The organism is Pseudonocardia sp. DxW, assembly GCF_058448985.1.
The window spans coordinates 381,567-406,480 of record NZ_JBZFLK010000002.1; the positions used below are offsets into that span (position 1 = coordinate 381,567).

A 24,914-nucleotide genomic window follows, 5' to 3' on the forward strand; every position below is an offset into this window, starting at 1 on the left:
CCGGGGTTGCTCGTGTCGCGGCGTTCATGATCCCTGTTTCGGGAGTCCTGGTGCGCCTGCGGCGCTCCGGCGCTCCCGAAACAGGGATCATGGTCGTTCGCTCAGGTGCTACAGCGACAGCAGTCGGTCGAAGAACTCCCGGTAGCGGCCGAGGGCCTGGCGTAGGTCCTCGGTCGAGGCGTCCTGGCGGGAGAACTGCTGCTCCAGGTCGTCACGCTGGTTGCGGAACAGGCTCTCCAGCTCGTCGAGCACCTCGCCGACCAGCTCGTTCGCGCCGTGCACGGCGCGGCGGGGCTCGTCGACGAACTCGCCCTTCAGGACGTTCCAGCGCTCCTGGTAACGGCCGGCCCGGTCCGGCGGGATCAGCGACGAGCCGCCGGGCGCCGGATCGGCGGTACCCGGTCGCGCGCCGGGATCCCCGGCGGACGCCCTGCCCGGTGCTGCAGCGGGCGCCCCGCCCGGTGCCGCGGCCCGAGCGGCGCCCGAGTCGTCCGGGTGGCCGGCGGGACCGACCGGATCGGCGGGGCCGGCGGCGCCCCGCGGTGGTCCGCCGGCCGGTCGGCCGGGCTGCGCCGCGCCGGTGTCGTACGGCGCGCCGCCCGGGCCGGGCGTCACGGCGGGTCCGGGGTCCCCCGGGGCCGGGGGTGCGCCCTGCGGGGCCGGCGGGCCGGCACCGCGGACCGGGGCGCCGGCGGGGGCATCGGCCGCGGGGCCGGCCGCGGCCGGGGCGGCGCCGTCCGGGCCCACGGTGTGCGGGGGTGCCCCGGCGCCGCCGCCCGGCGGGGCCGGGTGCTCGGCGTGCCGTCCGCGCGGCGCCTCGCCCGGCCACGGATCCGTCCCGGGTGGGAGATCCGCACCGCCCGAGCGCGGCTCCGCGCCCGGCGGGAGGTCCGCACCCCGGCTGCGCGGGTCGATGCCGGCTGGCGGGCCGACGCCGGGGCCCCGGGGGTCCGTGCCCGGCGGCGGGGGCGCCTGGGCCGGGTCGCCCGCTGGGGGCCCGCCGGGTTCGCCGGGGACCGGCTCGCGCAGTGGGTCGCCCGGACCGGCCGCGCCCGCGTCGCGCTGCGCGGTGACGGCGGCGTCGGTGCCGTCCCAGTCGGCGTCGCGCTCGGCGTCGCTGCGGCCGACGATCCGCTCCTTGATCTCCCCGGCCAGCCTGGCCGCGCGGCTCTCGGGCCGGTGTGCGGAACGGTCGCTCATGCGCGCGTCTCCCGTCGTGTGTCGTGTCCGGTCTGCGGCTGCTGCGGCGGGGGTCCGGCGGGGTCGTGCTGCGGGGCACGCGGGTCGCCCGGGATGCCCTGCGGGCCGGTCCGGCCGGTGCGCGGATCGGCCTGGGCCGTGCGGGGGTCGATCCGACCGTTGCGGAGATCGGGTCCGGCGGCGCGGGGATCGGGCTGCGCTGCCCCTGGCCCCGCCGGCGCGGCGGTCCCCCGGGCGGCGTCGCCGGGCCCCCGGGCGGTGTCCCCGGCCCCCCGGGCATCCCGGTCGCGCTCGTCGCCGGTGTCGTCGAGCAGCGCGTCGACCAGCGCCCGGTAGCTTGTCACGGCCTGCCGCAGGTCCTCGGTACCGGCCCGCCCCGCGGCGTGCTCACGGGAGATCCCGCGCGCCTCCCGGTAACGCTGGGTCAGCACCGGGTACGCGACGGACAGGTCCTCGGCCTGCTGGTCGAAGTCCTCGACCGGATAGCCACGGGCGGACATCACCTCGGCGACCAGGCGGTCGGCCTCCCGGACCGCGCTCGCCGGGTCGTCGACGAAGCCCTGCTGCACCTGGGTCCAGCGGCCGCGGTAGCCCGCGCGCTCCTGCGGGTCGAGATCGCGCAGCCGCAGCGAGCGGTGCCGTCTGCGCCGCTCCGCGAGGTCCTTCTCGGCGTCCCGCGGGTCGTCGGCGCCGCGCACCGCGCGGTCGTACTCGGGACCGAACTGCTCGCGCAGCGCGGCCGATCGGCGTCGGCGCGCCGCCGCGAGCGCGGCGGCCACGATCGCCACGAGGACGATCACCACCACGGCCACGACGATGATCGTTGTGATGTCGGTCATATCGGTCTGTACCCGTTCGTGCGGCACGAAAACACGACTGGCCTGCCCTGATCACGGATCGTGAACACGGAACCCGCTTGACCTGCACCGGGGTGCAGGTCGCAGGCTTGACGCGTGGTGGAGACCGTCCCGGGACGTGGCGCAGGGAACGAGCCGGGTGTCTGGTCATCCGGGCGGGCCCCGACCACCGTCGGCATCCTGCTGCTGATCAGCCTCACCGCCTTCGAGGCGATGGGGGTCGGCACCGCGATGCCGGCCATCGTGGACGACCTCGGCGGGCTCGCGCTCTACGCGTGGCCGTTCGTCGCGTTCCTGGCCGCGGCGGTCTTCGGGACGGCCTTCGGCGGTCGCTGGTGCGACGCCCGCGGGCCGCGGGCCCCGCTCGTCGTCGCACCGACGGTGTTCGGGATCGGCCTGCTCGTCGCCGGCTCGGCAACGACGGCCGCCGAGCTGCTCACCGGCCGGGTGCTGCAGGGCCTCGGCGCCGGCGTGCAGGGTGTCGCGGTGTACGTGCTGGTCGCCGCGGTCTACCCGAGCCGGCAGCGGCCCGCGGTGTTCGGGCTCATCTCGTCGGCGTGGGTGCTGCCCTCGCTCGCCGGCCCGCCGCTGGCGGCGGTCGTCACCGAACGGATCTCCTGGCACTGGGTGTTCCTCGGGCTGCTCCCGGTCGTCGGCCTCGCCCTCGTCCTGATCATGCCCGCCGTGCGGGGGCTCGGTCCGCCGCGCGAGCGCACGACCGGCGGCGGCACCGGGCTGGTGATCGCTGCGCTCGGCGCCGCACTCGGGGTGGCCGGGCTCAGCTGGGCGCTGGAGAACCTCGACGCCCGCGGCGCGGTGGTCGGCGCGGTCGCGGTGCTCGCGCTCGTCCCCTCGCTGCGCAGGCTGCTGCCCGGCGGGGTCGTCGCGGCACGGCCGGGCATCGCCTCGGTGGTCGCGGCCCGCGGCCTGGTGGCGGGGGCGTTCTTCACGGTGGTGTCGTTCCTGCCGCTGATCCTCACCGCGACGCACGGATGGTCGCTGACCGCGGCCGGCGTCCCGCTGATCGTCGCGTCACTGGGGTGGTCGGCGGCCGCCGCCTGGCAGGCCCGCCATCCCGACAGGGACCGATCGGTGATGTTGCGCGCCGGCTTCGCGACGATCGCCGTCGGCCAGCTCGGGCTGCTGCCGGTCGCCGCGGGATGGCTGCCCGGCTGGCTCGCGATCGGGTTCTGGGGGCTGGCCGGGCTCGGGATGGGCGTCGCGTTCTCCGGGATCGCGTTCCTGACCCTCGCCCACTCGACGGCGACCGACGTCGGATCGCACTCGTCGGCGGCGCAGTTGCTGGACCAGCTGGCGACGGCGGCGTTCGTCGGGCTCGGCGGGGCGCTGCTGGCGATGCTCACCTCGCCCGCCGTCGCGATGCCGGTGCTGCTCGGGGTGGTGGCGGTGCTGGCGCTGACCGGCGCGGCGACGGCGCCGCGCACCCGGCTGCCGGCCTGACCGGCCGAGGTGGGCGAGCCGGTCCGACCGGTCCGCGGGCGGGCCCCGGCGGCCGGTCAGCGCAGCAGCGCCCGCAGGACCCGCGCGTTGCGCTCCGGATCGGGCTCGCCGCCGGTGATCGCCGGCGTGTGCACGAACGACTCGGCGATCCGCACGGTGGCGTAGGCGAGTTCGGCCGGTTCGAGGTCGATGGTCACCCGGCCGGTCTCGACGTCGTGGGTCAGCATCGTGGTGACGAGCCCGATCAGCCTGCTCTGGAACTCGCTCGCCTCCCGGGTGAGCAATCGGGCGAGCAGCTCGCCCTCGTCGGCCTGCATCCGCCGGAACCCCGGGTGCAGCAGCACGTCGGCCGCCCACCGGCTGAGCGTCTCGGCGGTCAGGCTGTGCGCGGGCCCCTCGTCGCGCACGGTGTCCCACACGGCGGCGAGCGCGCGGTCGGCGGTGAGCCACAGCACCTCGACCAGCAGCTGGTCCCGCGTCCCGACCCAGCGGTGCAGCGTCACCCGGCTGATCCCGAGCTCCTTGGCGAGCGCCTGGATGTCGATCCGGCGGCCCGCGCGGAACCACCGGAGCGCGACCGTCAGCGCGTCCAGCGGGGTCGCCCTGGTGCGCACCGGGACGGCACGCAGCTGCCGCTGCAGCGGGGTCACCGCCGCGGAGCCCGCGCGGGCCGCCGCGCCCCGGTCACCGGTCACCGCTCCTCCGCTCCCCGCCCGGGACGTACCCACGCACCCGACATCGGATGCAACGCGATACCCCGACTGTATCGGACAGGTTTCGCCCGGCTCCGTTCTGCCACGCAGGATATTCGCAGTTCAGGAGCGCTGCATGCGCGAGTCGCGTTCGCCCGAACGGCATTCTTGTGTGACACACGTCGTGCTCTGTAGCTTTTCGGGGGTGCACGTCAGAGGTGCGCGACCGCGCTCAACGAGGAGCAGGACATGACCGACACGACGACCCACCGGCCGGTCGGCCGGCTGGGGGACCCCGCACTCAGCCTGGCGGACGATCCGCGCGCCGATCCCCGGATGATCGCCGTCCTCGGCGCCTTCGGCGTGACCGGGCACGCCGACGACGCGCCGATGGACCGCACCGCGGGCCGCGAGGCACTGCTCGCGTTCGTCGCGGCCGTCGAGGAGGGCTTCGAGGGCTTCTTCACCGCGCTGGCCGAGCCGTGGGCGCCGGTGCCGGGGATCGTGCGGGAGACCCGCGAGCCGGCCCCCGGCGTCACCCTGCACGTGCACCGCCCGGAGGGCGCCGACGGCCCGCTGCCGGTGGTGTACCAGATCCACGGCGGCGGGATGGTCATGCTCGGCGCGACCGGGCAGGCGTACGTGCACTGGCGCGACGAGCTCGCGGCGGCCGGGGCGGTCGTCGTCGGCGTCGAGTACCGCAACGGCGGCGGCCGGCTCGGCGCGCATCCCTTCCCGGCCGGGCTCGACGACTGCGCCACCGGGCTCCGCTGGGTGCTCGACCACCTCGACGAGCTGGGCGGGACGCACGTCGTGGTCACCGGGGACTCCGGCGGGGCGAACCTCGCGCTCGCGGTCGCGATCCGGGCCCGGCGGGAGGGCTGGAGCGACCGGATCGCCGGCATCCACGCGCTGTGCCCGTACGTGCTCGGCACCTGGGACCGGGCCCCCGAGCACCTGCACTCGCTGCGCGAGAACGACCGGTACTGGCTCAACCGGCAGCTCTTCCCGCTGCTCGCCGAGGTCTACGACCCGGGAGCGGGCAACGTCGACGATCCCACCTGCTGGCCGGCCCGGGCAGCCGTCGACGACCTGCGCGGCCTGCCGCCGCACCTCATCTCGTGTGCGGAGCTCGATCCGCTGCGCGACGAGGGCATCGCCTACCACCGGCTGCTCCTGCAGGCCGGTGTGCCGTCGGTCGGGAAGGTCGACCTGGGGCTCTGCCACGTCGGGCAGATCCTGTTCCGGGACGCGATGCCCGACGTGTACGCCGCCACGGTGCGCGAGGTGGTCGGGTTCGCGGAGTCGGTGCGCCCCTGACGCCGGGCCCGTCCCTGCACGGGCGGTGCGCTCGTGCAGGGACGGGACGGGATCAGATGCCGGCCGGGCTCGCCGGGGGCTCGGCGGCGGCACCGAGCGCGGCGGGCGTCACCGTCGCCCAGCGGCGTCCCGGCCGAACGGGGTCACGAGGACACCGCGCAGCTGCCCCGGTCCTTCCACACCGGTCCGGACGCGGACGGGCGGATGTCGTCGTCGAAGATCGCGGTGGGCAGGTAGAGCGAGCAGCAGGCGTTCGGGATGTCGACGACGCCCGAGACCCGGCCCTCGATCGGTGCCGACCCGAGCAGCAGGTAGGCCTGCGGACCCGAGTAGCCGAACTTCTCCAGGTAGGTGACGGCGTTGAGGCAGGCGTTGCGGTAGGCGACGGTGGCGTCGTTGTAGAGGTTGGTGTCGGTGGTGTGGTCGACGCCGATCCCGATGAAGGTGACGAACTCGGAGTAGCGCGGTTCGACGTTGCCGGGCATCAGGATCGGGTTGGTGGTGACGCCGTAGGTCTCCATCCCGCCCTTGATCAGGTCGACGTGGAAGTCGATGAACCCGCCCATCTCGATCGCGCCGCAGAAGGTGATCTCGCCGTCGCCCTGGGAGAAGTGCAGGTCACCGCCGGAGAACAGGGCGCCCGGCACGTGCACCGGGTAGAAGACGCGGCTGCCGCGGGTGAAGTTCTTGATGTCGTGGTTGCCGCCGTTCTCCCGGGGCGGCACGGTGCGGGCTCCGTCCCGGCCGACCCCGGCGAGCGCGTCGCCGGTCGCGGTGCCGCCGAGCACCTCCTCGTCCAGCGGCGGGAGGGCGAGCGCGGGCACCCGGTCCGGGTCGGTGGCGATCAGCGCGCGTTCCCGGGCGTTCCAGCGGGCCAGCAGCTCGGGCGACGGCGCGGTGCCGAACAGCCCGGGATGGGTGATCCCGGTGTAGGAGACGCCGGGGATGTGCCGGGAGGTGGCCTTCTGGCCGGAGAAGTCCCAGATCGCCTTGTACGCGTCGGGGAAGGTGTCGGTGAGGAACCCGCCGCCGTTCTGCTTGGCGAAGATGCCGGTGTAGCCCCAGCCCTGACCGGGTGCGGGACCGGTCTCCTGCGGCACCGGGCCGAGATCGAGGATGTCGACCACGAGCAGGTCGCCCGGCTCGGCGCCCTCCACCGCGATCGGGCCGGAGAGCATGTGGGCGCCGCGCAGGTCGACGTCGCGGACGTCGTTCGCGGAGTCGTTGTTCCCGATCTGGCCGTCGGTCCACTCCCGGCACTCGACGCGGATCGAGATGTCCGGGCGGACGGTGACGGCCGGCGGGATGTCGGGATGCCAGCGGTTGTGGCCGGGGACCGCCTGGTCGCGCATGGACCTGGCCTGGTCGACGGTGAACACGACGTCGGGCACGGTGACCTCCTGGAGCTCGGTGGGGTGCGGGGATCAGGGCCGGGGCAGCCGGGCGTGCCGCGGGTCCCGGGTGACGGGCGTGGCGCGCCGGGAGCGGCCCGGCACCGACGAGACGACCTGCGGCGCGTCGGCGCTGGCGCCCGAGGCGTCCAGCGCGCGGCGCACGCCGGGATCGACGCCGCGCAGCGCGGGCGCCCCGAAGATCCGCGACGAGCGCGATCCGCAGTCCGGGCACTGCGCCTCCCGGCCGGCCGCGGACATCGGCCGGACCTGGTCGAACTCGCCGCAGACGGGGCAGCGATGGGTGTAGGTGGGCACGGACACCTCCAAAGTACTGTCATATGAAAATATCTCCACTGACAGTATGGGTGTCAAGCCAGGCGGGCCAGAACGTCGAACGACAGGCCGTCGGCCCGGGCCAGGTAGACGTCCTGCCGCAGGTGCCCGCCGCGCAGCGAGACCGCACCCCGGGGACCGTCGAAGCCGGTGTCCTCGGCGACCGCGAGCAGCGCCGCGGGCTCCACCGATCCCGCCCGGCCGGCCAGCCTGCCGAGCAGCGTGATCGCCTCGAAGCAGGACTCGGCGAGCGCGCCCGGCACCGGGGCGTGCACGCCGAACCGGGCCGCGTAGCGGGCCGAGAAGTCCAGCGACGACGCGGTCGCCAGCGTCTCGAAGTAGCCGGCCGCCGCGTACAGCTCGCGGGTGGCCTCGGCGCCGGTCGCGAGCAGCATGTTCTCCTCCATCAACGGGGAGAGCCGGACCCGGTGGCGGTCGGCGCCGGACGCCGCGAAGGCACGGTTGAACCGGACCGCGTCCGAGCCGACCAGGAACATCAGCACGCCCTGCGCGCCGGAGCGCTGCACCCGGGTGACGACGGGGCCGAAGTCGTCGGTGCCGAGCGGGACGAACACCTCGTCGAGCACCCGGACGTCCGGGCTGGTCCGCACGAAGCGGCGCACCGCGCGGGCCGAGCCGCGCGGCCACACGTAGTCGTTGCCGACCACGCACCAGGTCCGCACGCCCAGCTCCGCCGACATCCAGCGCAGCGCGGGCAGCACCTGGGTCTCCGGTGTCTCACCGGTCAGGAACACCCCCGGCGTCGTCTCGCCGCCCTCGTAGAGCGGGGCGTAGACGTAGGGCACCCGGCCGGCCACGGCCGGGGCGAGTGCCTGCCGGACCGCGGAGATGTGCCAGCCGCTGACCGCGGCCACCCGGCCCGCGTCGAGCAGGTCCCGGACGGCCGCGGCGACCTCGGACGGCGGCCGGCCGCCGTCCACCGGCAGCAGCCGGACCTCGCGGCCGAGGACCCCGCCCGCGTCGTTCAGCTCGGCGGCGGCCAGGTCACCGCACGCCTCGCAGGCCGGGCCGAGGATCCCGGCCGGGCCGCTGCGGGGCACGACGAAGGCGACGTCGAGCACTGCGGGGGCCGTGGACACGTCACCTCCCGGTCGGTTGAAGGTGACAGTGTTTACGATGACAGCGATCTCGTCACTACCCCGAACGCGCCAGCCCGGAGGATGCCCGTGCCCGCCGCCGAACCCCGCACCCGCGCCCCGGCCGCCGCGGCCGTGCTCGGCCGCGCCGCGCACCGGGTCGAGCGGCGGATCGAGGAGGCCGTCCGGCCGCCGGACGGGCCGGGCCTGGACGGCTGGCGGGTGCTCGATCTGCTCGCCGACGGCGCGGGGCACCCGATGTCGGACATCGCGGTCCACGCGATGGTCCCGGCGCCGACCCTGACGAAGATCATCGACCGGATGGTGGACCGGGCACTGGTGTACCGCCGGCCGGACGACGCCGACCGCCGGCGGGTGCTGGTGTTCGGCACCGACCGCGGCCGGGAGCTGCACGCGGCGTTGCAGCCGGGCGTCGCGCGGGTGGAACGGGAGATCCTGGACGCGTTCGGCGCCGACGCCGGGACGGTGCTGGCGGCACTGTCCCGGCTCGGCTGAGCTACTCGCCCTCCAGGTCCCCCTCCGACTCCAGGTACGCCTGCCGCAGCGCGTCCAGCGTGGACGCCTCCGGCGACTCCCACAGCCCCCGGTCGACGGCCTCCAGCAGCCGCTCCGCCATCCCGTGCAGCGCCCACGGGTTGGACTCGGTCAGGAACTTGCGGTTGTCCGGGTCCAGCACGTACTCCGCAGTCAGCGTCTCGTACTGCCAGTCGGCGACGACGCCGGTGGTGGCGTCCCAGCCGAACAGGTAGTCGACCGTCGCCGCCATCTCGAACGCGCCCTTGTACCCGTGCCTGCGCATCGCGGCGATCCAGCGCGGATTGACCACCCGGGCCCGGAACACCCGGGCGGTCTCCTCGTGCAGGGTGCGGGTGCGGACGGCCTCGGGGCGGGTCGAGTCGCCGACGTAGGCCTCCGGCGAGCTGCCGGTCAGCGCGCGGACGGTGGCGACCATGCCGCCATGGTACTGGTAGTAGTCGTCGGAGTCGGCGATGTCGTGCTCGCGGGTGTCGATGTTCTTCGCCGCCACCGCGATCCGCCGGTAGGCGTTCTCCATGTCGTCCCGGGCGGGCACGCCGTCCAGGCCGCGGCCGTAGGCGTAGCCGCCCCAGGTGGAGTAGACCTCGGCGAGATCGGCGTCGCCGCGCCAGTCGCGCGAGTCGACCAGCTGCAGCAGCCCGGCGCCGTAGGTGCCCGGCTTGGACCCGAAGATCCGGGTGCGGGCCCGGCGGTCGTCGCCGTGCCGCTCGCGGTCGACGAGCACGTGCGCGCGGACGAAGTTCTGCTCCGGCGTCTCGTCCAGCTCGGCGACCAGCTTCACCGCGTCGTCGAGCAGGGCCAGGACGTGCGGGAACGCGTCCCGGAAGAACCCGGAGATGCGCACGGTGACGTCGACCCGGGGGCGGCCCAGCTCGTCGAGCCCGATCACCTCGAGATCGCGGACCCGGCGGCTCGCGTCGTCCCACACCGGGCGGACGCCGAGCAGCGCGAACACCTCGGCGACGTCGTCGCCGGAGGTCCGCATCGCGCTGGTCCCCCACACCGACAGGCCGACCGAGCGCGGGTACTCGCCGTGGTCGCTGCGGTAGCGCTCGACCAGGGACTCGGCCATCGCCTGCCCGGTCTCCCAGGCCAGCTTGGACGGGACGGCCTTCGGGTCGACCGAGTAGAAGTTCCGGCCGGTCGGCAGCACGTTCACCAGGCCGCGCAGCGGCGAGCCGGACGGACCGGCCGGGATGAAGCCGCCGTCCAGGGCGTGCAGCACCCGGTCCAGCTCGTGCGCGGTGGCGTCCAGCCGTGGCACCACCTCGACGGCGGCGAAGCGCAGCACCGCACGCACCGCGCCGACGTCGACGCCGGGGAGCGCCGCCGCCGCAGCGGGCCGGACGGCCGTACCGGCAGTACCGGCGGTACCGCCAGTACCGCAGTGCTCGGCGGCGACGTCGTCGACCGCTGCCGGATCCCAGTCCCGGGCCTCCATCCCGGCGACCAGGGCGCGGGCGACGGTCTCGACGGCGTCGGTGCGGGCCCCGGTCTCGGAGCCGTCCTCGACCAGCCCGAGCGCCTGCCGCAGCCCGGGCACGGACTGCTCGCCGCCCCACATCTGCCGGGCCCGCAGCACGGCGAGCACCAGGTCGATCCGCTGCTCACCGGCCGGGGCGAGGGCGAGCACGTGCAGGCCGTCCCGGATCTGCACGTCCTTGATCTCGCAGAGCCAGCCGTCGACGTGCATCAGCATGTCGTCGAAGACGTCCTCGTCCGGGCGCTCCTCCAGGCCCAGGTCGTGGTGCATCTTCGCGGCCGTCATCAGGGTCCAGATCTGCTGGCGGATCGCGGGCAGCTTCGCCGGGTCGAGCGCGGAGATGTTGGCGTGCTCGTCGAGCAACTGCTCCAGCCGGGCGATGTCGCCGTAGCTCTCGGCCCGGGCCATCGGCGGGATGAGGTGGTCGACCAGGGTGGCGTGCGCCCGGCGCTTGGCCTGGGTGCCCTCCCCCGGGTCGTTCACCAGGAACGGGTAGATCAGCGGCAGGTCGCCGAGCACGGCGTCGGTGCCGCAGGACGCCGACATGCCCAGCGTCTTGCCCGGCAGCCACTCCAGGTTCCCGTGCTTGCCGATGTGCACGATCGCGTGCGCGCCGAACCCGCCGTCGGACTCCGGCGCCGCCAGCCAGCGGTAGGCGGCCAGGTAGTGGTGCGACGGCGGCAGGTCCGGATCGTGGTAGATCGCGACCGGGTTCTCCCCGAACCCGCGCGGCGGCTGCACGATCAGCGTGACGTTCCCGCTGCGCAGCGCGGCGACGACGATGTGGTCGTCGTGCACGTACAGCTCGCCCGGCGGCTCGCCCCAGTGCTCGACGACGCCGTCGCGGAGGTCCTGCGGAAGCGTGTCGAACCAGCTGCGGTAGGTCGAGGCGGAGATCCGGATCGGGTTCCCGGCGAGCTTCTCCTCGGTGAGCCAGTCCGGGTCCTGCCCGCCGGCCTCGATCAGCGCGTGCATCAGCGCGTCGCCGTCGCCTGCCTCGACGCCCGGGAACCCGCCGGTCTCGTACCCGGCGGCGGCCATCGTGCGCAGCAGCGCGACCGTCGAGGCCGGGGTGTCCAGACCCACCGCGTTCCCGATCCGGGCGTGCTTGGTCGGGTACGCCGACAGCATCAGCACGATCTTCTTCTCGGCGTTCGGGATGCGGCCGAGGTTGGCGTGGTTCACCGCGATCCCGGCGACCCGGGCGGCGCGCTCGTGGTCCGGGACGTAGACGGACAGGCCGTCGTCGTCGGTCTCCTTGAACGAGAACGGGACGGTGATCAGCCGGCCGTCGAACTCGGGGACGGCGACCTGGGTGGCGACGTCGAGCGGGGACAGGCCGTCGTCGTTGGACTCCCAGGTCTCCCGGGACGAGGTCAGGCACAGGCCCTGCAGGATCGGCACGTCGAGCGCGGCGAGCTCGGTGACGTCCCACTCCTCGTCCTCGCCGCCGGCCTGCGCGGACGCCGGCTTGGTGCCGCCCGCGGCGAGCACGGTGACGACCATCGCGTCGGCGCCGCGCAGCGTGTCCAGCAGGCCGGCCGGGGCCTGGCGCAGCGAGGCGCACCAGATCGGCAGCGGTGTCGCGCCCTTCGCGGTGATCGCGTCGCAGAGCGCCTCGACGTAGGCGGTGTTCCCGGCCAGGAACTGCGCCCGGTAGAAGAGCACCGCCACGGTGGGTCCGGTCCCGGTGCCGGGGCCGTCCAGCACGCCCCACTCGGGCAGCTCCACCGGCGGCGCGAAGCCCTCACCGGTCAGCAGCACCGTGTCGGACAGGAACGCGTGCAGCTGCCGCAGGTTCTCGGTGCCGCCCTGTGCGAGGTAGGTGTGCGCCTCCGCGGCGACGCCGGCGGGCACGGTGGAGAGCTCCATCATCTCCGCGTCCGGCGCCATCTCACCGCCCAGGCAGACCAGCGGCGTGGACCGGGCTCGCAGCAGGTCCAGACCCTCCTCGAAGTAGCGGTAGCCGCCGAGCACCCGGACGACGACGACGTCGGCCGCGTCGGCCATCGCGGCCAGCTCGTCGAGCAGCACCCGGTTCGGGTTGGCGAGGCGGTAGTCCGCCCCGCCGGCACGGGCGGAGAGCAGGTCGGTGTCCGAGGTGGACAGGAGCAGGATCACCGGGCGGTCCCGGTGCGGGGCGTGCGGGCGCGCGTCATCGGCGTACCTTCCTCGGGATCCTCGTCCCGGACGGAGGTGGCGCGGCGGATGGGGCCAGTGTCTGGCTGCCCCGGCGGTCCACGAGGGTCCGCCGGGATCACAGTGGCGGGACCGCGCCGGACTCGCACCGGCTTCCTGATCCCACCCGCCGTCTTCGGTTGTCCGATCACCTTCCGCAACGGGCCGGTCCCCCGTCAAGGAACCGTGCACCGCCGTGGCGCTCGGCACCCGGTGCCGTCGGTCACCCGGCACCCTCGGTCCGGTCCCCCCGGCCCGGCCCGCCGACGGCCCGGCCGAGGTCGCGGGCGCGCAGCGCCAGCCACAGCTCGTGCCGGTCCTGCGCGGTGTCCAGCCGCCGCCCGGTGACCTGCTCGGCGGCCGCGATCCGGTTCCGGACGGTGTGCCGGTGCACGCCGAGCGCGGACGCGGCGGCCGCCCAGTGCCCGTTGCGTTCCAGGTGCGCGGCGATCGCCCGCAGCAGCTCCGGGCCGCGCGGGTCGGCGTCCAGCGGCCCGAGCACGGCGTCGGCGAAGGCCCGCAACCGGTCGTGGTCGAGCAGGGCGAGCAGCATCCGGCTGGACGCCACGTCGTCGGCGTGCGCGGGCCGCCCGGTCAGCCGGGCCACCGGGAGCGCGGAGCGGGCCTGCCGCAGCGACACCGCGAGCGCCCCCGGCCGGACGGCGATGCCGATCCCGGCCGGCCGGCGGGCGGCGAGCGCGGCCAGCACCGCCACCAGGTCGACCGACTCGGCGACCGCCAGCTCGACGGTGCCGTCGGCCTCCCCCGGCTCCGGCGCGGTCGTGCGGACCAGCGCGTCGGGCAGCACCGCGGCCAGATCGGCGGCCAGCTCCTCGGGGCGCGGCGCCGCGACCACGGCGGCGCGCAGCCGGGTCTCCGGCAGGCCGGCGGCGGCGAGCCTGCGGCCAGCGCCGTCGTCGTCGACGACGCCGCGGTCCAGCGCGGCCAGCAGCCGGGCCCGGCCGCGGCGGGCGGCGGCGTCCAGGCCGAGCCGGCGTTCCAGCTCCAGCGACAGCAGCGACACCAGGTCGCCGGTGACCTGGTTGGAGTGCGGCCCGGCGGCCGGCCCGTCGATCAGCAGCAACGCCCGGATCCGCCGCGAACCCAGCGGATGGACCTCCCGGCGGCGGCCGTCGGCGACCTCGACGGCGGCGCCCAGCAGACCCTGCCCGCGCACCTCCCCGATCGTCGTCGCGAGCCCGGCGGCCAGCTCCGCGGCCCCCTCGACGGGTGCCGCGGCCAGCACCCGGCCGAGCAGATCCACCACCACGCCGGTGCGCCCGGTCGCACCGGCGTGCGCGGCCAGCACCGCCTCGATGCCGCCCGGGGAGACCGCCGCGGCGGTCAGCGCGCGCTGGGTGCGCAGCGCCCACTGCAGCCGGGCCCGCTCGGCCGCGTCCCGGTGCGCGAACACCGCCTTGGTGACGGCGATGAACGGCACCCCCTCGGGCACCGAGAGCAGCGGCAGCCCGGCCCGGCGGGCCGCGGTGATGAGCGCCGGCGGGGTGCTGCGGTGCGGCAGGTCGGAGCCCAGGCCGACGCCGAGCGCGACCACGCCGTGCGCGCGCAGGTGCCGGGCGTAGCGGGTGAGGCCGTCGACGTCGGCGGGCAGCAGGAACCCGACGGTCAGCAGCAGCTCGCCGCCCTGCAGCCAGCCGCCCGGCTCGGCCAGCTCGGACACCGCGGCGGCGACCACGATCCGATCGAGATCGCCGTCGTCGATCGCCACCCGGCCCAGCCGCAGCTCCGGGTCGCCGAGCAGCTCACGCAGCGGCACCCCACCGGGCGGGATCGACACCATGGCGAACATGATCTCCGACGATTCGACGTTCTGTCACTTCTGTCGTCGTCGGGGGAACGAGCACGGTGGGCGGGACCCGGGTCGCGCCCAGAGGAGGAACCCATGCCGATCGGATCGGTCGACGCCGGCACCGTCCCCCGCTTCGCGGGCCCGCCCACGTTCGCCCGGCTGCCCCGGCTGGACGAGGTGGAGCACGCCGACGTGGCCGTGCTGGGGCTCCCGTTCGACGGCGGGGTGTCCTACCGGCCGGGTGCCCGGTTCGGCCCGGCGCACGTGCGGGCGTCGTCGAAGCTGCTGCGGCCCTACCACCCGCCGCTGGGGGTCTTCCCGTTCGGTGACCAGCAGGTGGCCGACGCCGGGGACCTGGGGATCGACCCGTTCGACATCGACCACGCGGTGCGCACCGTCGAACAGGCCGCGGACCGGTTGCGGGCCGGCGGGACGACGCTGCTCGCGCTCGGCGGCGACCACACGCTCGCGCTGCCGCTGCTGCGCTCGGTGGCGCGCACCCACGGGCCGGTCGCCGTCGTGCACTTCGACGCGCACCTCGACACCTGGGGCCCGTACTTCGGCGCGGACGTCACGCACGGCACCCCGTTCCGCAACGCCGCCGAGGAGGGCCTGCTCGATCCGCGGCGCTGCCTGCACGTCGGCATCCGGGGCCCGCTCTACTCCGAGCAGGACCTGACGAACGACGAGGTCCTCGGCTTCCAGGTGATCCACACCGACGCCTACCAGACCGAGGGCGTGGCCGCCGTCGTCGAGCGGATGCGGCGGCGGCTGGGCACCGGGCCGGTGTACGTGTCGGTCGACATCGACGTGCTGGACCCGGCGCACGCGCCCGGCACCGGCACCCCGGAGGCGGGCGGGCTGACCAGCCGCGAGCTGCTGCACACACTGCGCGCGCTGGCCGGCACCGACGTCGTCGGCGCCGACGTCGTCGAGGTCGCCCCGGCCTACGACCACGCCGAGATCACCGGCATCGCCGCCGCCCACGTCGCCTACGAGCTGCTGTCCGTGCTCGCGGCCAACCGGACCTGAGGAGCACCCCGTGGATCTCGCCGTCGTCGTCGTCTACCTGGTCGCGATGATCGCCTTCGGTTTCTGGGGGCGGCACCGCACCCGGGACCGCAGCGACTTCCTGGTCGCCGGGCGCCGCCTCGGTCCGTGGCTGTACTCGGGCACGATGGCCGCCGTCGTGCTCGGCGGGGCGTCCACGATCGGCGGGGTCGGGCTCGGCTACGAGTACGGCATCTCCGGGATGTGGCTGGTCGTCGCGATCGGCACCGGCATCCTGGCGCTGTCGCTGCTGTTCGCCGGCCGGATCCAGCGGCTCGGGGTGTACACCGTCGGGCAGATGCTGGAGCTGCGCTACGGCACCGGGCTCGGCGCGCCGTCCGGCATCGTCATGTGGGCCTACACCCTGATGCTCGCGGTCACCTCGACGATCGCCTACGCGACGATCTTCGGGGTGCTGCTCGACATCGGCCGGGTCCCGGCGATCGTGCTCGGCGGCGCGGTGGTCGTCGTCTACTCGACGCTCGGCGGGATGTGGTCGGTGACGCTCACCGACTTCGTCCAGTTCCTGATCAAGACGATCGGGATCTTCCTGGTGCTGCTCCCGATCGTGCTGTGGCGGGCGGGCGGCTGGGACGGGCTAACCGCGGCCGTCCCGGCGGACGCGCTGTCGCTGACCTCGATCGGCGGCGGCACGATCCTCACCTACTTCGTCACCTACGGCTTCGGCCTGCTGATCGGGCAGGACATCTGGCAGCGGGTGTTCACCGCCCGCTCCCCCGGCGTCGCCCGCTGGGCCGGAATCGGCGCCGGGCTGTACTGCCTGGCCTACGGTGTCGCCGGCGCGCTGATCGGGACCGCCGCCCAGGTGATCGTGCCCGGCCTCGCCGAGCGGGACGACGCGTTCGCCGCGATCGTGTCCGAGGCGATGCCGCCGGTCGCCGCCGGGCTCGTCCTCGCCTCCGCGCTGGCCGCGGTGATGTCGACCTCCAGCGGCGCGCTGCTGGCGACCGCGACGGTGTTCAACCAGGACCTGATGTCCCGGTTCCGGCGGGCCGCCGCCGCCGAGGACGAGCTGTCCGGGAACCGGTGGGCGGTCGCCGGGTTCGGCGTCATCATGATCGTGATCTCGTCGCTGCTGCAGGACGTCGTCGCCGCGCTGACCCTGGCCTACGGCATCCTGGTGGGCGGGCTGCTGGTGCCCATCCTGGGCGGTCTGTTCTGGCGGCGCGCCACCCGGGCCGGGGCGCTCGCCGCGATGGGCGTCGGCACCGTCGCCACCCTCGGCACCATGCTCGTGCTCGGCGACCTCTACGCGAACGAACCGGTGTTCGCCGGGATCGGCTCCGGGCTAGTGGTGTTCGTGGTGGTGTCGCTGCTGACCACCCCGACCGGTGACGACGTCCGCGCCGAGTGGGACCGGCGCAGCGGCCGGGCGGGCTCCGCCGCCCGCTGACCCCGGACGGGGGACGGCCCCGGTGCGCCTGCTTGCCCGGACCCGTCCCCCGGTCGACGCTCTCCCGGCACGACCCACCTCCACCGGCGGGAGAGCCACCGTGACCCGACGCATCCTCACCGTGCTGCTCGGCACGGTGCTGGTCACGGCGCTCACCCTGCCCGCGGCGCACGCGACGGCGGTGCAGGACCCGCTCGCCGAGCGGGCGTACGTCGGCGTCTCGGTCGCCACCGTGTGGACCTCCCCCACCAGCCCGCGCGCGCTGGACCGCTCCGCCGTCGCCGCGCCCGCCGATCCGGCGGGCTGGCTCGGTGCGATGACGGCGGCCGACCGGCGCGAGCTGACCACCGCGTCCCGCACCCAGACCCAGGTCCTCTACGGCGCCCCGGTGCAGGTGCTGGAGCGCCGGGACGAGTGGACCCGGGTCGCGGTCCCCGGCCAGCCCAGCGCGAAGGACGACCGCGGTTATCCGGGCTGGATCCCGTCCGCCCAGCTGACCCCCGGTGTCGCGTTCGCCGGGCTCACCGCGGCGCTGCCCGCGGGCACCGTCGACGGGGTCGCCACCACCTGGCTCTACGCCAAGGAGACGCGCACCGAGCGGCTCCGCGAGATCAGCGCGGGCACCCGGCTGCCGGTGCTCTCCGGCGACTCCGGCGGCGTGCAGGTGTCGCTGACCGACGGCGGCACCGCCTGGATCGACGCGGCGCACCTGCGGATCGGCGGGCCGGAACCGGCGACCGGGGAGGACCTGGTCGGCACCGCCCGGCTGTTCCTGGACCGGCCCTACCTGTGGGGCGGCCGCTCCGGGTTCGCGCCGGACTGCTCCGGGCTGACCGGGCTGGTGCACGAGCTGCACGGGATCACGATCGGCCGGGACGCGTCCGACCAGGCGACCGGCGGCCGGGCCGTCGCGAAGGACGACCTGCGGCCCGGCGACCTGCTGTTCTGGAACTCGCCCGCCACGCACGTCGCGATCTACGTCGGCGACGGGCAGATGATCGAGGCGTTCGACGCGTCCACCCCGGTGCGGGTCACCCCGGTCCGGTTCGACGACAGCTACTCCGGGGCGCGCCGGCACCTGCCCGACCCGGCCTGACCTGGTCCGCGCCCGGCGTGTGACCGATGCCGCCGCCCCGCGCGGGCGCCCCGCGGGTCCCGGTGTGCCTACAGTGACCGGCGTGCCGACGACCGCCCGTACCCGCGCCGACGCCTGTCCGGGCGTCGTGTCGCCGCACCTCGCGGCGGACGGTGCGCTGGCCAGGATCCGGCTCCCCGGCGGCGTGATCGCCGCGGCCGCACTGCGTGCCGTCGCGGCGCTCGCCCGCGACGCAGGCGACGGGTCGGTGCACCTCACCTCGCGCGGGAACCTGCAGCTGCGCGGCCTCGATCCGGCCGATCCGCGGCCGGTCGCGCGGCTCTCCGAGGCCGGGCTGCTGCCCTCGACCACCCACGAGCGGGTCCGGAACATCCTGGCCTCCCCGCTGTCCGGGATCACCGGCGGACTCGCCGACGTGCGCGGGCTGGCCGCCGCGCTGGACCGCGGGCTGTGCGCCCGGCCGGGGCTCGCCCGGCTGTCCGGCCGGTTCCTGTTCGCCCTCGACGACGGCCGCGGCGACGTCGCCGGGGAGCGTCCCGACCTGTGCTGGCGGGCGATCTCCCCGGACGACGGCGAGCTCGTCGTCGCCGGGACCGGGACCGGCCTGGCCAGCCCCCGGGCCGGCGCCCCCGCACTGCTGCTCGACGCCGCGCAGGCGTTCCTGACCCTGGACACCGGCACCTGGCGCACCGCCGAGCTCGACGACGCCCCCGACCGGATCGCCGCGCTGCTGGGAACCGGCGGCCGAGCGTTGCGAGATGGCTCCGGCGACGACCATCTCGCAACGCTCGACGGCGCGCCGCCCGGCGTCGGGGACCTCGGCGGCGGCGCGGTGGGGGCGGCCCCGGTGCTCGGGGAGCTGTCCGCCGGGCACCTGGAGGTGCTCGCCGACACCGCACCGGAGCTGGTGGTGACGCCGTGGCGGACGCTGGTCCTCCCCCGCCCGGTGCCCGGCGCCGCCGCCCGGCTGGGCGCGGCCGGGCTGGTGACCGATCCGGACCATCCCGCGCTGCGGGTCAGCGCCTGCGCCGGCACCCCCGGCTGCGCGAAGTCGCTCGCCGACGTCCGGGGCGACGCCCGGGCGCTGATCCGGCGCGGCCCCGGGCGGCCGGTGCACGTCGTCGGCTGCGCCCGGCGCTGCGGCGCCCCGCACACCCCGCACGCCGACGCCGTCGCCACCGGGCCCGGCACCTACCTGATCGACGGCGCGCCCGGCGCGCTCACCGCCCCACCGCACGACCGACCGAGGAGCACCCGCTGAGCGGCCACGACTACATCACCGACGGCGCCGAGATCTACCGGCGCTCGTTCGCGACGATCCGCGCCGAGGCGGACCTGACCGGCCTGCCACCGGGGATGGCCGACGTCGCGGTGCGGATGATCCACGCCTGCGGCCAGGTCGACCTGACCACCGACATCGCCGCCTCGGACGGCCTGGTCGACGCCGCCCGGCGGGCGCTGAAGGGCGGCGCGCCGATCCTGTGCGACGCGATGATGGTCGCCTCCGGGGTGACCGCGGCCCGGCTCCCGGCCGGCAACGAGGTGCTCTGCCTGCTCCGCGACCCGCGCGTGCCGGAGCTGGCGCAGCGGATCGGCAACACCCGCTCGGCGGCCGCGCTGGAGCTGCTCGCCGACCGGTTCGACGGTGCCGTGGTCGCCGTCGGCAACGCCCCGACCGCGCTGTTCCACCTGCTCGACCTGATCGACCGGGGCGCGCCGCGACCGGCCGCCGTGCTCGGCATCCCGGTCGGGTTCATCGGCGCCGCCGAGTCCAAGCAGGCCCTCGCCGCCCGCACCGACCTGGAGCACCTGGTGGTGCACGGCCGCCGCGGCGGCTCGGCGATCACCGCCGCCGCGCTGAACGCGCTGGCCCACGAGCAGGAGATCATCGCGTGAGCAGCGCCCTCCCCGCCGGGACCCTCTACGGCGTCGGCCTCGGCCCCGGCGATCCCCAGCTGACCACGATCAAGGCGGCCCGCCTGGTCCGCGACGCCGACGTGATCGCCTACCACTCCGCCCGGCACGGCCGGTCCATCGCGCGCCGGATCGCCGAGCCGCACCTGTCCGGCACCGCGATCGAGGAGGCGCTGGTCTACCCGGTCACCACCGAGACCACCGACCATCCCGGCGGCTACCAGGGCGCCATCGACGAGTTCTACACCGAGGCCGCCGCCCGGCTCGCCGCGCACCTCGACGCCGGGCGCGACGTCGTCCTGCTCGCCGAGGGCGATCCGCTCTTCTACGGCTCCTACATGCACATGCACAAGCGGCTCGCCGGCCGCTACCGCACCGAGGTGGTGCCCGGCGTCACCTCGATCAGCGGGGCCGCCGCTGCGCTCGGCCGCCCGCTCGTCGAGCGGGACGAGGTGCTCACCGTGCTGCCCGGCACGCTGCCCCGCGACGAGCTGGCCCGCCGGCTCGCCGACACCGACTCGGCCGCCGTGATGAAGCTCGGCCGGACCTTCGGCACCGTGCGCGATGCGCTCGCCGACGCCGGGAAGCTGGACCGCGCGCACTACGTGGAGCGGGCCACCATGGAGGGCCAGCGCACCGGCGCCGTCGGCGACGTCGACGCCGGCGGGGTGCCCTACTTCGCCATCGCGCTGGTGCCCGGCGACATCGCCTCGTCGGTGCCCGACCAGGAGAACGACGACCACCGGGTCGGCCCCGATCCGGCCGATCCGGCGTCGGTGCGCGGGCCGGGCGAGGTCGTCGTCGTCGGCACCGGGCCCGCCGGGCGGGACTGGCTGACCCCGCAGGTCGCAGCCGCGCTGTCGGTCGCCGACGATCTCGTCGGGTACGGGCCCTACCTGGACCGGGTGCCGCCCAACCCGCGGCAGAATCGGTACCCGTCGGACAACCGGGTGGAGTCCGAGCGGGCCGCGCACGCCCTGGACCTGGCCGCGTCCGGGCGGCGGGTCGCGGTCGTCTCGGCCGGCGACCCGGGCGTGTTCGCGATGGCCGCCGCGGTGCTGGAGGTCGCGTCCGGGCCGAAGTACCGCGACGTGCCGGTCCGGGTGCTGCCCGGGCTGTCCGCGGCGCAGGCGGTGTCCGCGGCGGTCGGCGCCCCGCTCGGGCACGACCACGCGATGATCTCGCTGTCCGACCGGCTCAAGCCGTGGGACGTGGTCGCCGCCCGGCTGCGCGCCGCGGCCTCCGCGGACCTGGCGATCGCGATCTACAACCCGCGGTCGAAGGCCCGGCCGTGGCAGGTCGGCGCGGCCCGCGAGGTGCTGCTGGAGCACCGCTCCCCGGACACCCCGGTGGTGCTCGGCCGCGACGTCGGCGGCGCCGGGCAGCGGATCACCGTCACCACGCTCGGGGAGCTGGACCCGGAGCTGGTGGACATGCGCACGCTGGTGATCGTCGGCTCGTCGACCACCCGGGTCGTCGACCGCGACGGCGGCCCGGTCGTCTTCACCCCCCGGCACTACGCGACCGGGACGACCACCGGCTGAGCCGCTACCGTCACCGCCGACGGCAGGCGGGGAGGGCTCGGGCGATGACGACGACGGTGCACCGCCTGTGCCCCGACGACTGGGCGCTGGCCCGGGAGGTCCGGCTCGCCTCGGTCCGGGAGTCGTTCGGACCCGACAGCGACTTCCTGCACGAGCAGGCCGGCCTGGACGAGGCCGCCTGGCGGGGCGTGCTCGCCCGGCACGCGCGGTTCGTCGCGCACCGGGACGGGCGGCCCGCCGGGACGGCCTGCTGGCGCCCCTCCGCCGCCGACGACGAGGGATACCTCTACGGCATGTGGGTCGCCGCGGAGGCCCGCGGGACCGGGGTGGCCGGTGCGCTGGTCGACGCCGTGGTGACGGTCTCCCTCGAGCAGGGGCGGTCCCGGCTGACCCTGAAGGTGGAGCCGGGCAACGCCCGCGCGCTGGCCTTCTACGCGAAGACCGGCTTCCGGACGGTCCCCGGCGACGACGGCCCGGCCGCGCTGATGCTGATGACCCGGGACCTGCGCCCGGGGTGAGCCGCCCGATGCGACGATCACCGCGATGCGCACCGAGGATCTCGACACCCCGTTCCTCGCCGTCGACGCCGGCGTGCTGGAACGCAACCTGACCGACGGCGCGGACCGGGCCCGCCGGCGCGGCCTCGTCTGGCGGCCGCACGCCAAGACGCACAAGAGCGTCGCGGTGGCCCGCCGCCAGCTCGCGCACGGCGCGGCCGGCCTGACCCTGGCGACGGTCGCCGAGGCCGAGGTGTTCGCCGCCGCCGGCGTCGACGACCTGTTCCTCGCCTACCCGGTGTGGGCGGCGGGCGGCCGGGCGGACCGGTTGCGTGCGCTGGCCGGGCGGGTCCGGCTGCGGATCGGCGTCGACTCGGTCGCCGGCGCGGACCGGCTGGCCGCGGCCCTGCGCGGGGCGCCGGCGCAGGTGCTGGTGGAGGTCGACTCCGGGCACCACCGGACCGGGGTCGACCCCGGCGACGCGGGCGGCCTCGCCGCGCGGGCCCGGGCCGCCGGGCTGGCGGTGGCCGGGGTGTTCACCTTCCCCGGGCACGCCTACGCCCCCGGCGCCCGCGCCGCCGCGGCCGCCGACGAGGTCGCCGCGCTGTCCGCGGCCGCCGCCGAGCTGGCCGCCGCCGGGATCGAACCGCTGGTCCGCAGCGGCGGGTCCAGCCCGACCGAGGACCTCTCCCCCGGGCCGCCCGACCGGTGGGCGCCGACCGAGACCCGGCCCGGGGTGTCGGTGTTCGGCGACGCCCAGCAGGTCGAGCTGGACGCGGCCGGGTTCGACCGGTGCGCGCTGACCGCCGTCGCCACCGTGGTGCACGCCCGCCCCGGGCACGCCGTGCTGGACGCGGGCAGCAAGACCCTCGGCGCCGACCGGGCACCGTGGGCCTCCGGGTACGGGCGGCTGCCCGGGCACCCGGACGCCCGGGTCACCGCGCTGTCCGAGCACCACGCCACCGTCGCGTTCGGCGACGAGCCGGTCCCGGAACCGGGCAGCCGGGTGCGGGTGGTCCCCAACCACGTGTGCTCGGCGGTGAACCTGGCCGATCATCTGGTCGTGATCAGCAGCGGCGGGGCGGGCGGGGACACCGTCGTCGACCGCTGGCCGGTCGACGCGCGCGGGGCGAACACCTGATGCGGGCGGTCCGGGTCACCGCCTTCGGCGCCACGCCGGAGCTCGTCGAGCTGCCCGATCCGGTGCCCGCCCCGGACGGTGCCGTCGTCCGGGTGGAGGCGACCGGGCTGTGCGCCAGCGACCGGTTCGCCTGGCTCGGCCACGACGACGGTGTCCCGCTGCCGTTCGTGCCCGGCCACGAGCTCGCCGGCCGGGTGGTGGCGACCGGGCGGGACGTGCGCCGGGTGCGGATCGGCGACCGGGTCACGACCCCGTTCGTGTGCGGCTGCGGGACCTGCGCGCAGTGCCGGGCCGGTCGGTCCCAGGTCTGCCCGCACCAGAAGCAGCCCGGCTTCACCCACGACGGCGCGTTCGCCGAGCTGGTCGCGCTGCGGCACGCCGACCACAATCTGGTGCCGCTGCCGGACGGGACCGACGCCGCCGGAGCCGCGCTCCTCGGCTGCCGGGTCGCCACCGCCTACCGGGCGCTCACCGGCCGCGGCGGGATCGTCCCCGGCGACACGGTGCTGGTGATCGGCGCGGGCGGGGTCGGGCTGGCCGCGGTGCTGGTGGCCGGGACGCTGGGCGCCGACGTGGTGGTCGCCGATCCGTCACCGGCGGCGCGGGCCAGGGCGGAACGGCTGGGCGCGGTCGCGACGCTCGATCCGGCGGCCGGCCCGGACCGGGTGCGCGAGCTGATCGGCGACGGCGGCGCCCGGGTCGCCGTGGAGGCCGCCGGGCGGGCCGAGGCGCTGGCCCTCGGGATCCGGGCGCTGCGCCCGCAGGGTGTGCTGGTGCAGGTCGGGCTGCTGAGCGGGGACCCGGCCGTCCCGGTCCCGGAGATGATCGCCAAGGAGCTGGTGCTGACCGGCAGCCACGGGATGGCCGCCGCCGACTACCCGGCGCTGATGGAGCTGGTCGCCACCGGGCGGCTCGATCCGGCCCGGCTGGTCACCCACCGGATCCCGCTGGCCGCCGCCCCGGCGGCGCTGGCCGCGCAGCCGGAGCCGGGCTCGCTCACCGTCGTCGTGGCGTGATCACCGGTTGTGGAGCGCGGCGGCCGCCGGGTGGGTGCGGCGCTCCACAATCGGTGATCAGCAGGGTCGATCAGCAGGGGAGCCGGGCGAGGGCCGCGGCGACCGTGTCCGCCACCGGCACCCCGGGCGGCACCCCGGGCCGGTCCACCACGACGACGCCGATCCCTCGCTCCCGCGCGGCCACCAGCTTCGCCGCGGTGGCGTCCCCACCGGAGTCCTTGGTCACCAGCACGTGCGGGCGCACCCGGTCCAGCAGCGCCCGCTCGGCGTCGAGGGTGAACGGGCCGCGGTCGAGCAGCAGCGTGTGCCGCTCGGGGAGCGGCCCGTCCGGTGGGTCGACGGCCCGGATCCAGATCTCGGCGTCGACGCGGGCGAACTCGGCCAGCCCGCCGCGCCCGGTGGTGAGCAGCACCCGCCCGCGCTGCCCAGGCGGCAGGGCGGGCAGCGCTGGCAGGACCGCGGCGGCGGCCGCGGCGACCGAGCCGACCCGGTGCCAGCGGTCCCCCGGGACCGGCGTCCAGCCGGGCCGGCGCAGCACCACCAGCGGGGTCCCGGTGGCGGTGCAGGCGGCGGCGGCGTTGGCGGTCATCGTCGCGGCGAACGGGTGCGTGGCGTCGAGCACCGCGGACACCCGCTCGGCGTGCAGGAAGCGGGCGAGCCCGCCGGGTCCGCCGAAGCCGCCGATCCGCACCTCGCCGTCGGGCAGCCGAGGGCTGCGCACCGCCCCGGCCAGCGAGGAGATCACCCGGACGCCGCCCCGGGCGGCCAGCTCCGCCGCGGCCGCCCGGCCCTCGGTGGTGCCGCCGAGGACGAGCACCGTGCGCGGACCGGTCACGGCGCCCAGGCTAGGCGGCGGGGC

The 24,914-nt window shown here is 76.0% G+C and carries 21 protein-coding genes and 1 riboswitch; of the genes, 12 read left to right on the plus strand and 9 right to left on the minus strand.

The features are described 5' to 3' along the window. Positions 1–108: 108 nt before the first annotated feature. A complete protein-coding gene (locus ACVJO7_RS04550; RefSeq protein WP_491671842.1) occupies positions 109–1,200 on the minus strand; it encodes a hypothetical protein in 1,092 nt (363 codons plus the stop codon). Further along, positions 1,197–2,039, minus strand: a complete 843-nt coding sequence (locus tag ACVJO7_RS04555) for a hypothetical protein (protein WP_491671843.1) — start codon at positions 2,037–2,039, stop codon at positions 1,197–1,199. Before ACVJO7_RS04555 ends, ACVJO7_RS04550 begins: the two co-directional genes overlap by 4 nt. Positions 2,040–2,153: 114 nt before the next feature. On the opposite strand from ACVJO7_RS04555, the gene ACVJO7_RS04560 reads away from it, so the two are divergent. Then, positions 2,154–3,518 (plus strand): MFS transporter, encoded by a 1,365-nt coding sequence (locus ACVJO7_RS04560; protein WP_491671844.1) that lies wholly within the window; start codon positions 2,154–2,156, stop codon positions 3,516–3,518. Positions 3,519–3,574: 56 nt separating this feature from the next. Here ACVJO7_RS04560 and ACVJO7_RS04565 read toward each other — a convergent pair whose 3' ends face one another. Next, entirely contained in the window at positions 3,575–4,213 is a 639-nt protein-coding gene (locus ACVJO7_RS04565; protein WP_491671845.1) for a TetR/AcrR family transcriptional regulator, read from the minus strand. A gap of 246 nt (positions 4,214–4,459) precedes the next feature. On the opposite strand from ACVJO7_RS04565, the gene ACVJO7_RS04570 reads away from it, so the two are divergent. Further along, positions 4,460–5,530 (plus strand): alpha/beta hydrolase fold domain-containing protein, encoded by a 1,071-nt coding sequence (locus ACVJO7_RS04570; protein WP_491671846.1) that lies wholly within the window; start codon positions 4,460–4,462, stop codon positions 5,528–5,530. A 143-nt stretch (positions 5,531–5,673) separates the two neighbouring features. Here ACVJO7_RS04570 and fmdA read toward each other — a convergent pair whose 3' ends face one another. The 3 genes from fmdA to ACVJO7_RS04585 are packed head-to-tail and all read right to left on the minus strand — an operon-like array spanning position 5,674 to position 8,357. Next, positions 5,674–6,921 carry a formamidase gene (gene fmdA / locus ACVJO7_RS04575; RefSeq protein WP_491671847.1) on the minus strand — a complete coding sequence of 416 codons (1,248 nt, stop codon included), beginning with the start codon at positions 6,919–6,921 and terminating at the stop codon, positions 5,674–5,676. A 33-nt stretch (positions 6,922–6,954) separates the two neighbouring features. Further along, complete coding sequence (locus ACVJO7_RS04580; RefSeq protein ID WP_491671848.1) at positions 6,955–7,239, minus strand: FmdB family zinc ribbon protein; 285 nt, start codon at positions 7,237–7,239, stop codon at positions 6,955–6,957. Between the two features lie 53 nt (positions 7,240–7,292). Next, complete coding sequence (locus ACVJO7_RS04585) at positions 7,293–8,357, minus strand: substrate-binding domain-containing protein (RefSeq protein WP_344025203.1); 1,065 nt, start codon at positions 8,355–8,357, stop codon at positions 7,293–7,295. A gap of 87 nt (positions 8,358–8,444) precedes the next feature. Between ACVJO7_RS04585 and ACVJO7_RS04590 the strand changes: the two genes are divergently transcribed. After that, positions 8,445–8,870 carry a MarR family transcriptional regulator gene (locus ACVJO7_RS04590; protein ID WP_491671849.1) on the plus strand — a complete coding sequence of 142 codons (426 nt, stop codon included), beginning with the start codon at positions 8,445–8,447 and terminating at the stop codon, positions 8,868–8,870. A 1-nt stretch (position 8,871) separates the two neighbouring features. Here ACVJO7_RS04590 and cobN read toward each other — a convergent pair whose 3' ends face one another. After that, a complete protein-coding gene (cobN, locus tag ACVJO7_RS04595) occupies positions 8,872–12,516 on the minus strand; it encodes a cobaltochelatase subunit CobN (protein WP_491671850.1) in 3,645 nt (1,214 codons plus the stop codon). A 74-nt stretch (positions 12,517–12,590) separates the two neighbouring features. Further along, positions 12,591–12,736: riboswitch (cobalamin riboswitch) on the minus strand. A gap of 60 nt (positions 12,737–12,796) precedes the next feature. Next, positions 12,797–14,383 (minus strand): PucR family transcriptional regulator ligand-binding domain-containing protein, encoded by a 1,587-nt coding sequence (locus ACVJO7_RS04600; RefSeq protein ID WP_491671851.1) that lies wholly within the window; start codon positions 14,381–14,383, stop codon positions 12,797–12,799. 93 nt (positions 14,384–14,476) lie between these two features. Here ACVJO7_RS04600 and speB point away from each other — a divergent pair, with 93 nt between their 5' ends. From speB to ACVJO7_RS04645, 9 genes are all read left to right on the plus strand, one after another. Beyond that, a complete protein-coding gene (gene speB, locus ACVJO7_RS04605) occupies positions 14,477–15,415 on the plus strand; it encodes an agmatinase (RefSeq protein ID WP_491671852.1) in 939 nt (312 codons plus the stop codon). A 10-nt stretch (positions 15,416–15,425) separates the two neighbouring features. Then, positions 15,426–16,847, plus strand: coding sequence for a sodium:solute symporter family protein (locus ACVJO7_RS04610; RefSeq protein WP_491671853.1), 1,422 nt, complete (start codon positions 15,426–15,428; stop codon positions 16,845–16,847). A gap of 100 nt (positions 16,848–16,947) precedes the next feature. After that, positions 16,948–17,943, plus strand: coding sequence for a C40 family peptidase (locus ACVJO7_RS04615; protein WP_491671854.1), 996 nt, complete (start codon positions 16,948–16,950; stop codon positions 17,941–17,943). Between the two features lie 82 nt (positions 17,944–18,025). Beyond that, the gene (locus ACVJO7_RS04620) at positions 18,026–19,204 is read left to right on the plus strand and encodes a ferredoxin-like domain-containing protein (protein WP_491671855.1); all 1,179 of its coding nucleotides are present in this window, start codon (positions 18,026–18,028) and stop codon (positions 19,202–19,204) included. Next, a complete protein-coding gene (locus ACVJO7_RS04625; protein ID WP_491671938.1) occupies positions 19,201–19,839 on the plus strand; it encodes a precorrin-8X methylmutase in 639 nt (212 codons plus the stop codon). Before ACVJO7_RS04620 ends, ACVJO7_RS04625 begins: the two co-directional genes overlap by 4 nt. After that, positions 19,836–21,401, plus strand: coding sequence for a precorrin-2 C(20)-methyltransferase (locus ACVJO7_RS04630; protein WP_491671856.1), 1,566 nt, complete (start codon positions 19,836–19,838; stop codon positions 21,399–21,401). Before ACVJO7_RS04625 ends, ACVJO7_RS04630 begins: the two co-directional genes overlap by 4 nt. Before the next feature lie 44 nt (positions 21,402–21,445). After that, positions 21,446–21,919: a GNAT family N-acetyltransferase gene (locus ACVJO7_RS04635; protein ID WP_491671857.1), complete on the plus strand. Its 474-nt coding sequence runs from the start codon at positions 21,446–21,448 to the stop codon at positions 21,917–21,919. A gap of 25 nt (positions 21,920–21,944) precedes the next feature. Further along, a complete protein-coding gene (locus ACVJO7_RS04640; protein ID WP_491671858.1) occupies positions 21,945–23,039 on the plus strand; it encodes an alanine racemase in 1,095 nt (364 codons plus the stop codon). Continuing rightward, a complete protein-coding gene (locus ACVJO7_RS04645; RefSeq protein ID WP_491671859.1) occupies positions 23,039–24,055 on the plus strand; it encodes an alcohol dehydrogenase catalytic domain-containing protein in 1,017 nt (338 codons plus the stop codon). Before ACVJO7_RS04640 ends, ACVJO7_RS04645 begins: the two co-directional genes overlap by 1 nt. Positions 24,056–24,125: 70 nt before the next feature. On the opposite strand, the gene ACVJO7_RS04650 is transcribed toward ACVJO7_RS04645, so the two are convergent. Beyond that, positions 24,126–24,890, minus strand: a complete 765-nt coding sequence (locus ACVJO7_RS04650) for a cobalt-precorrin-6A reductase (RefSeq protein WP_491671860.1) — start codon at positions 24,888–24,890, stop codon at positions 24,126–24,128. Positions 24,891–24,914 lie beyond the last annotated feature (24 nt).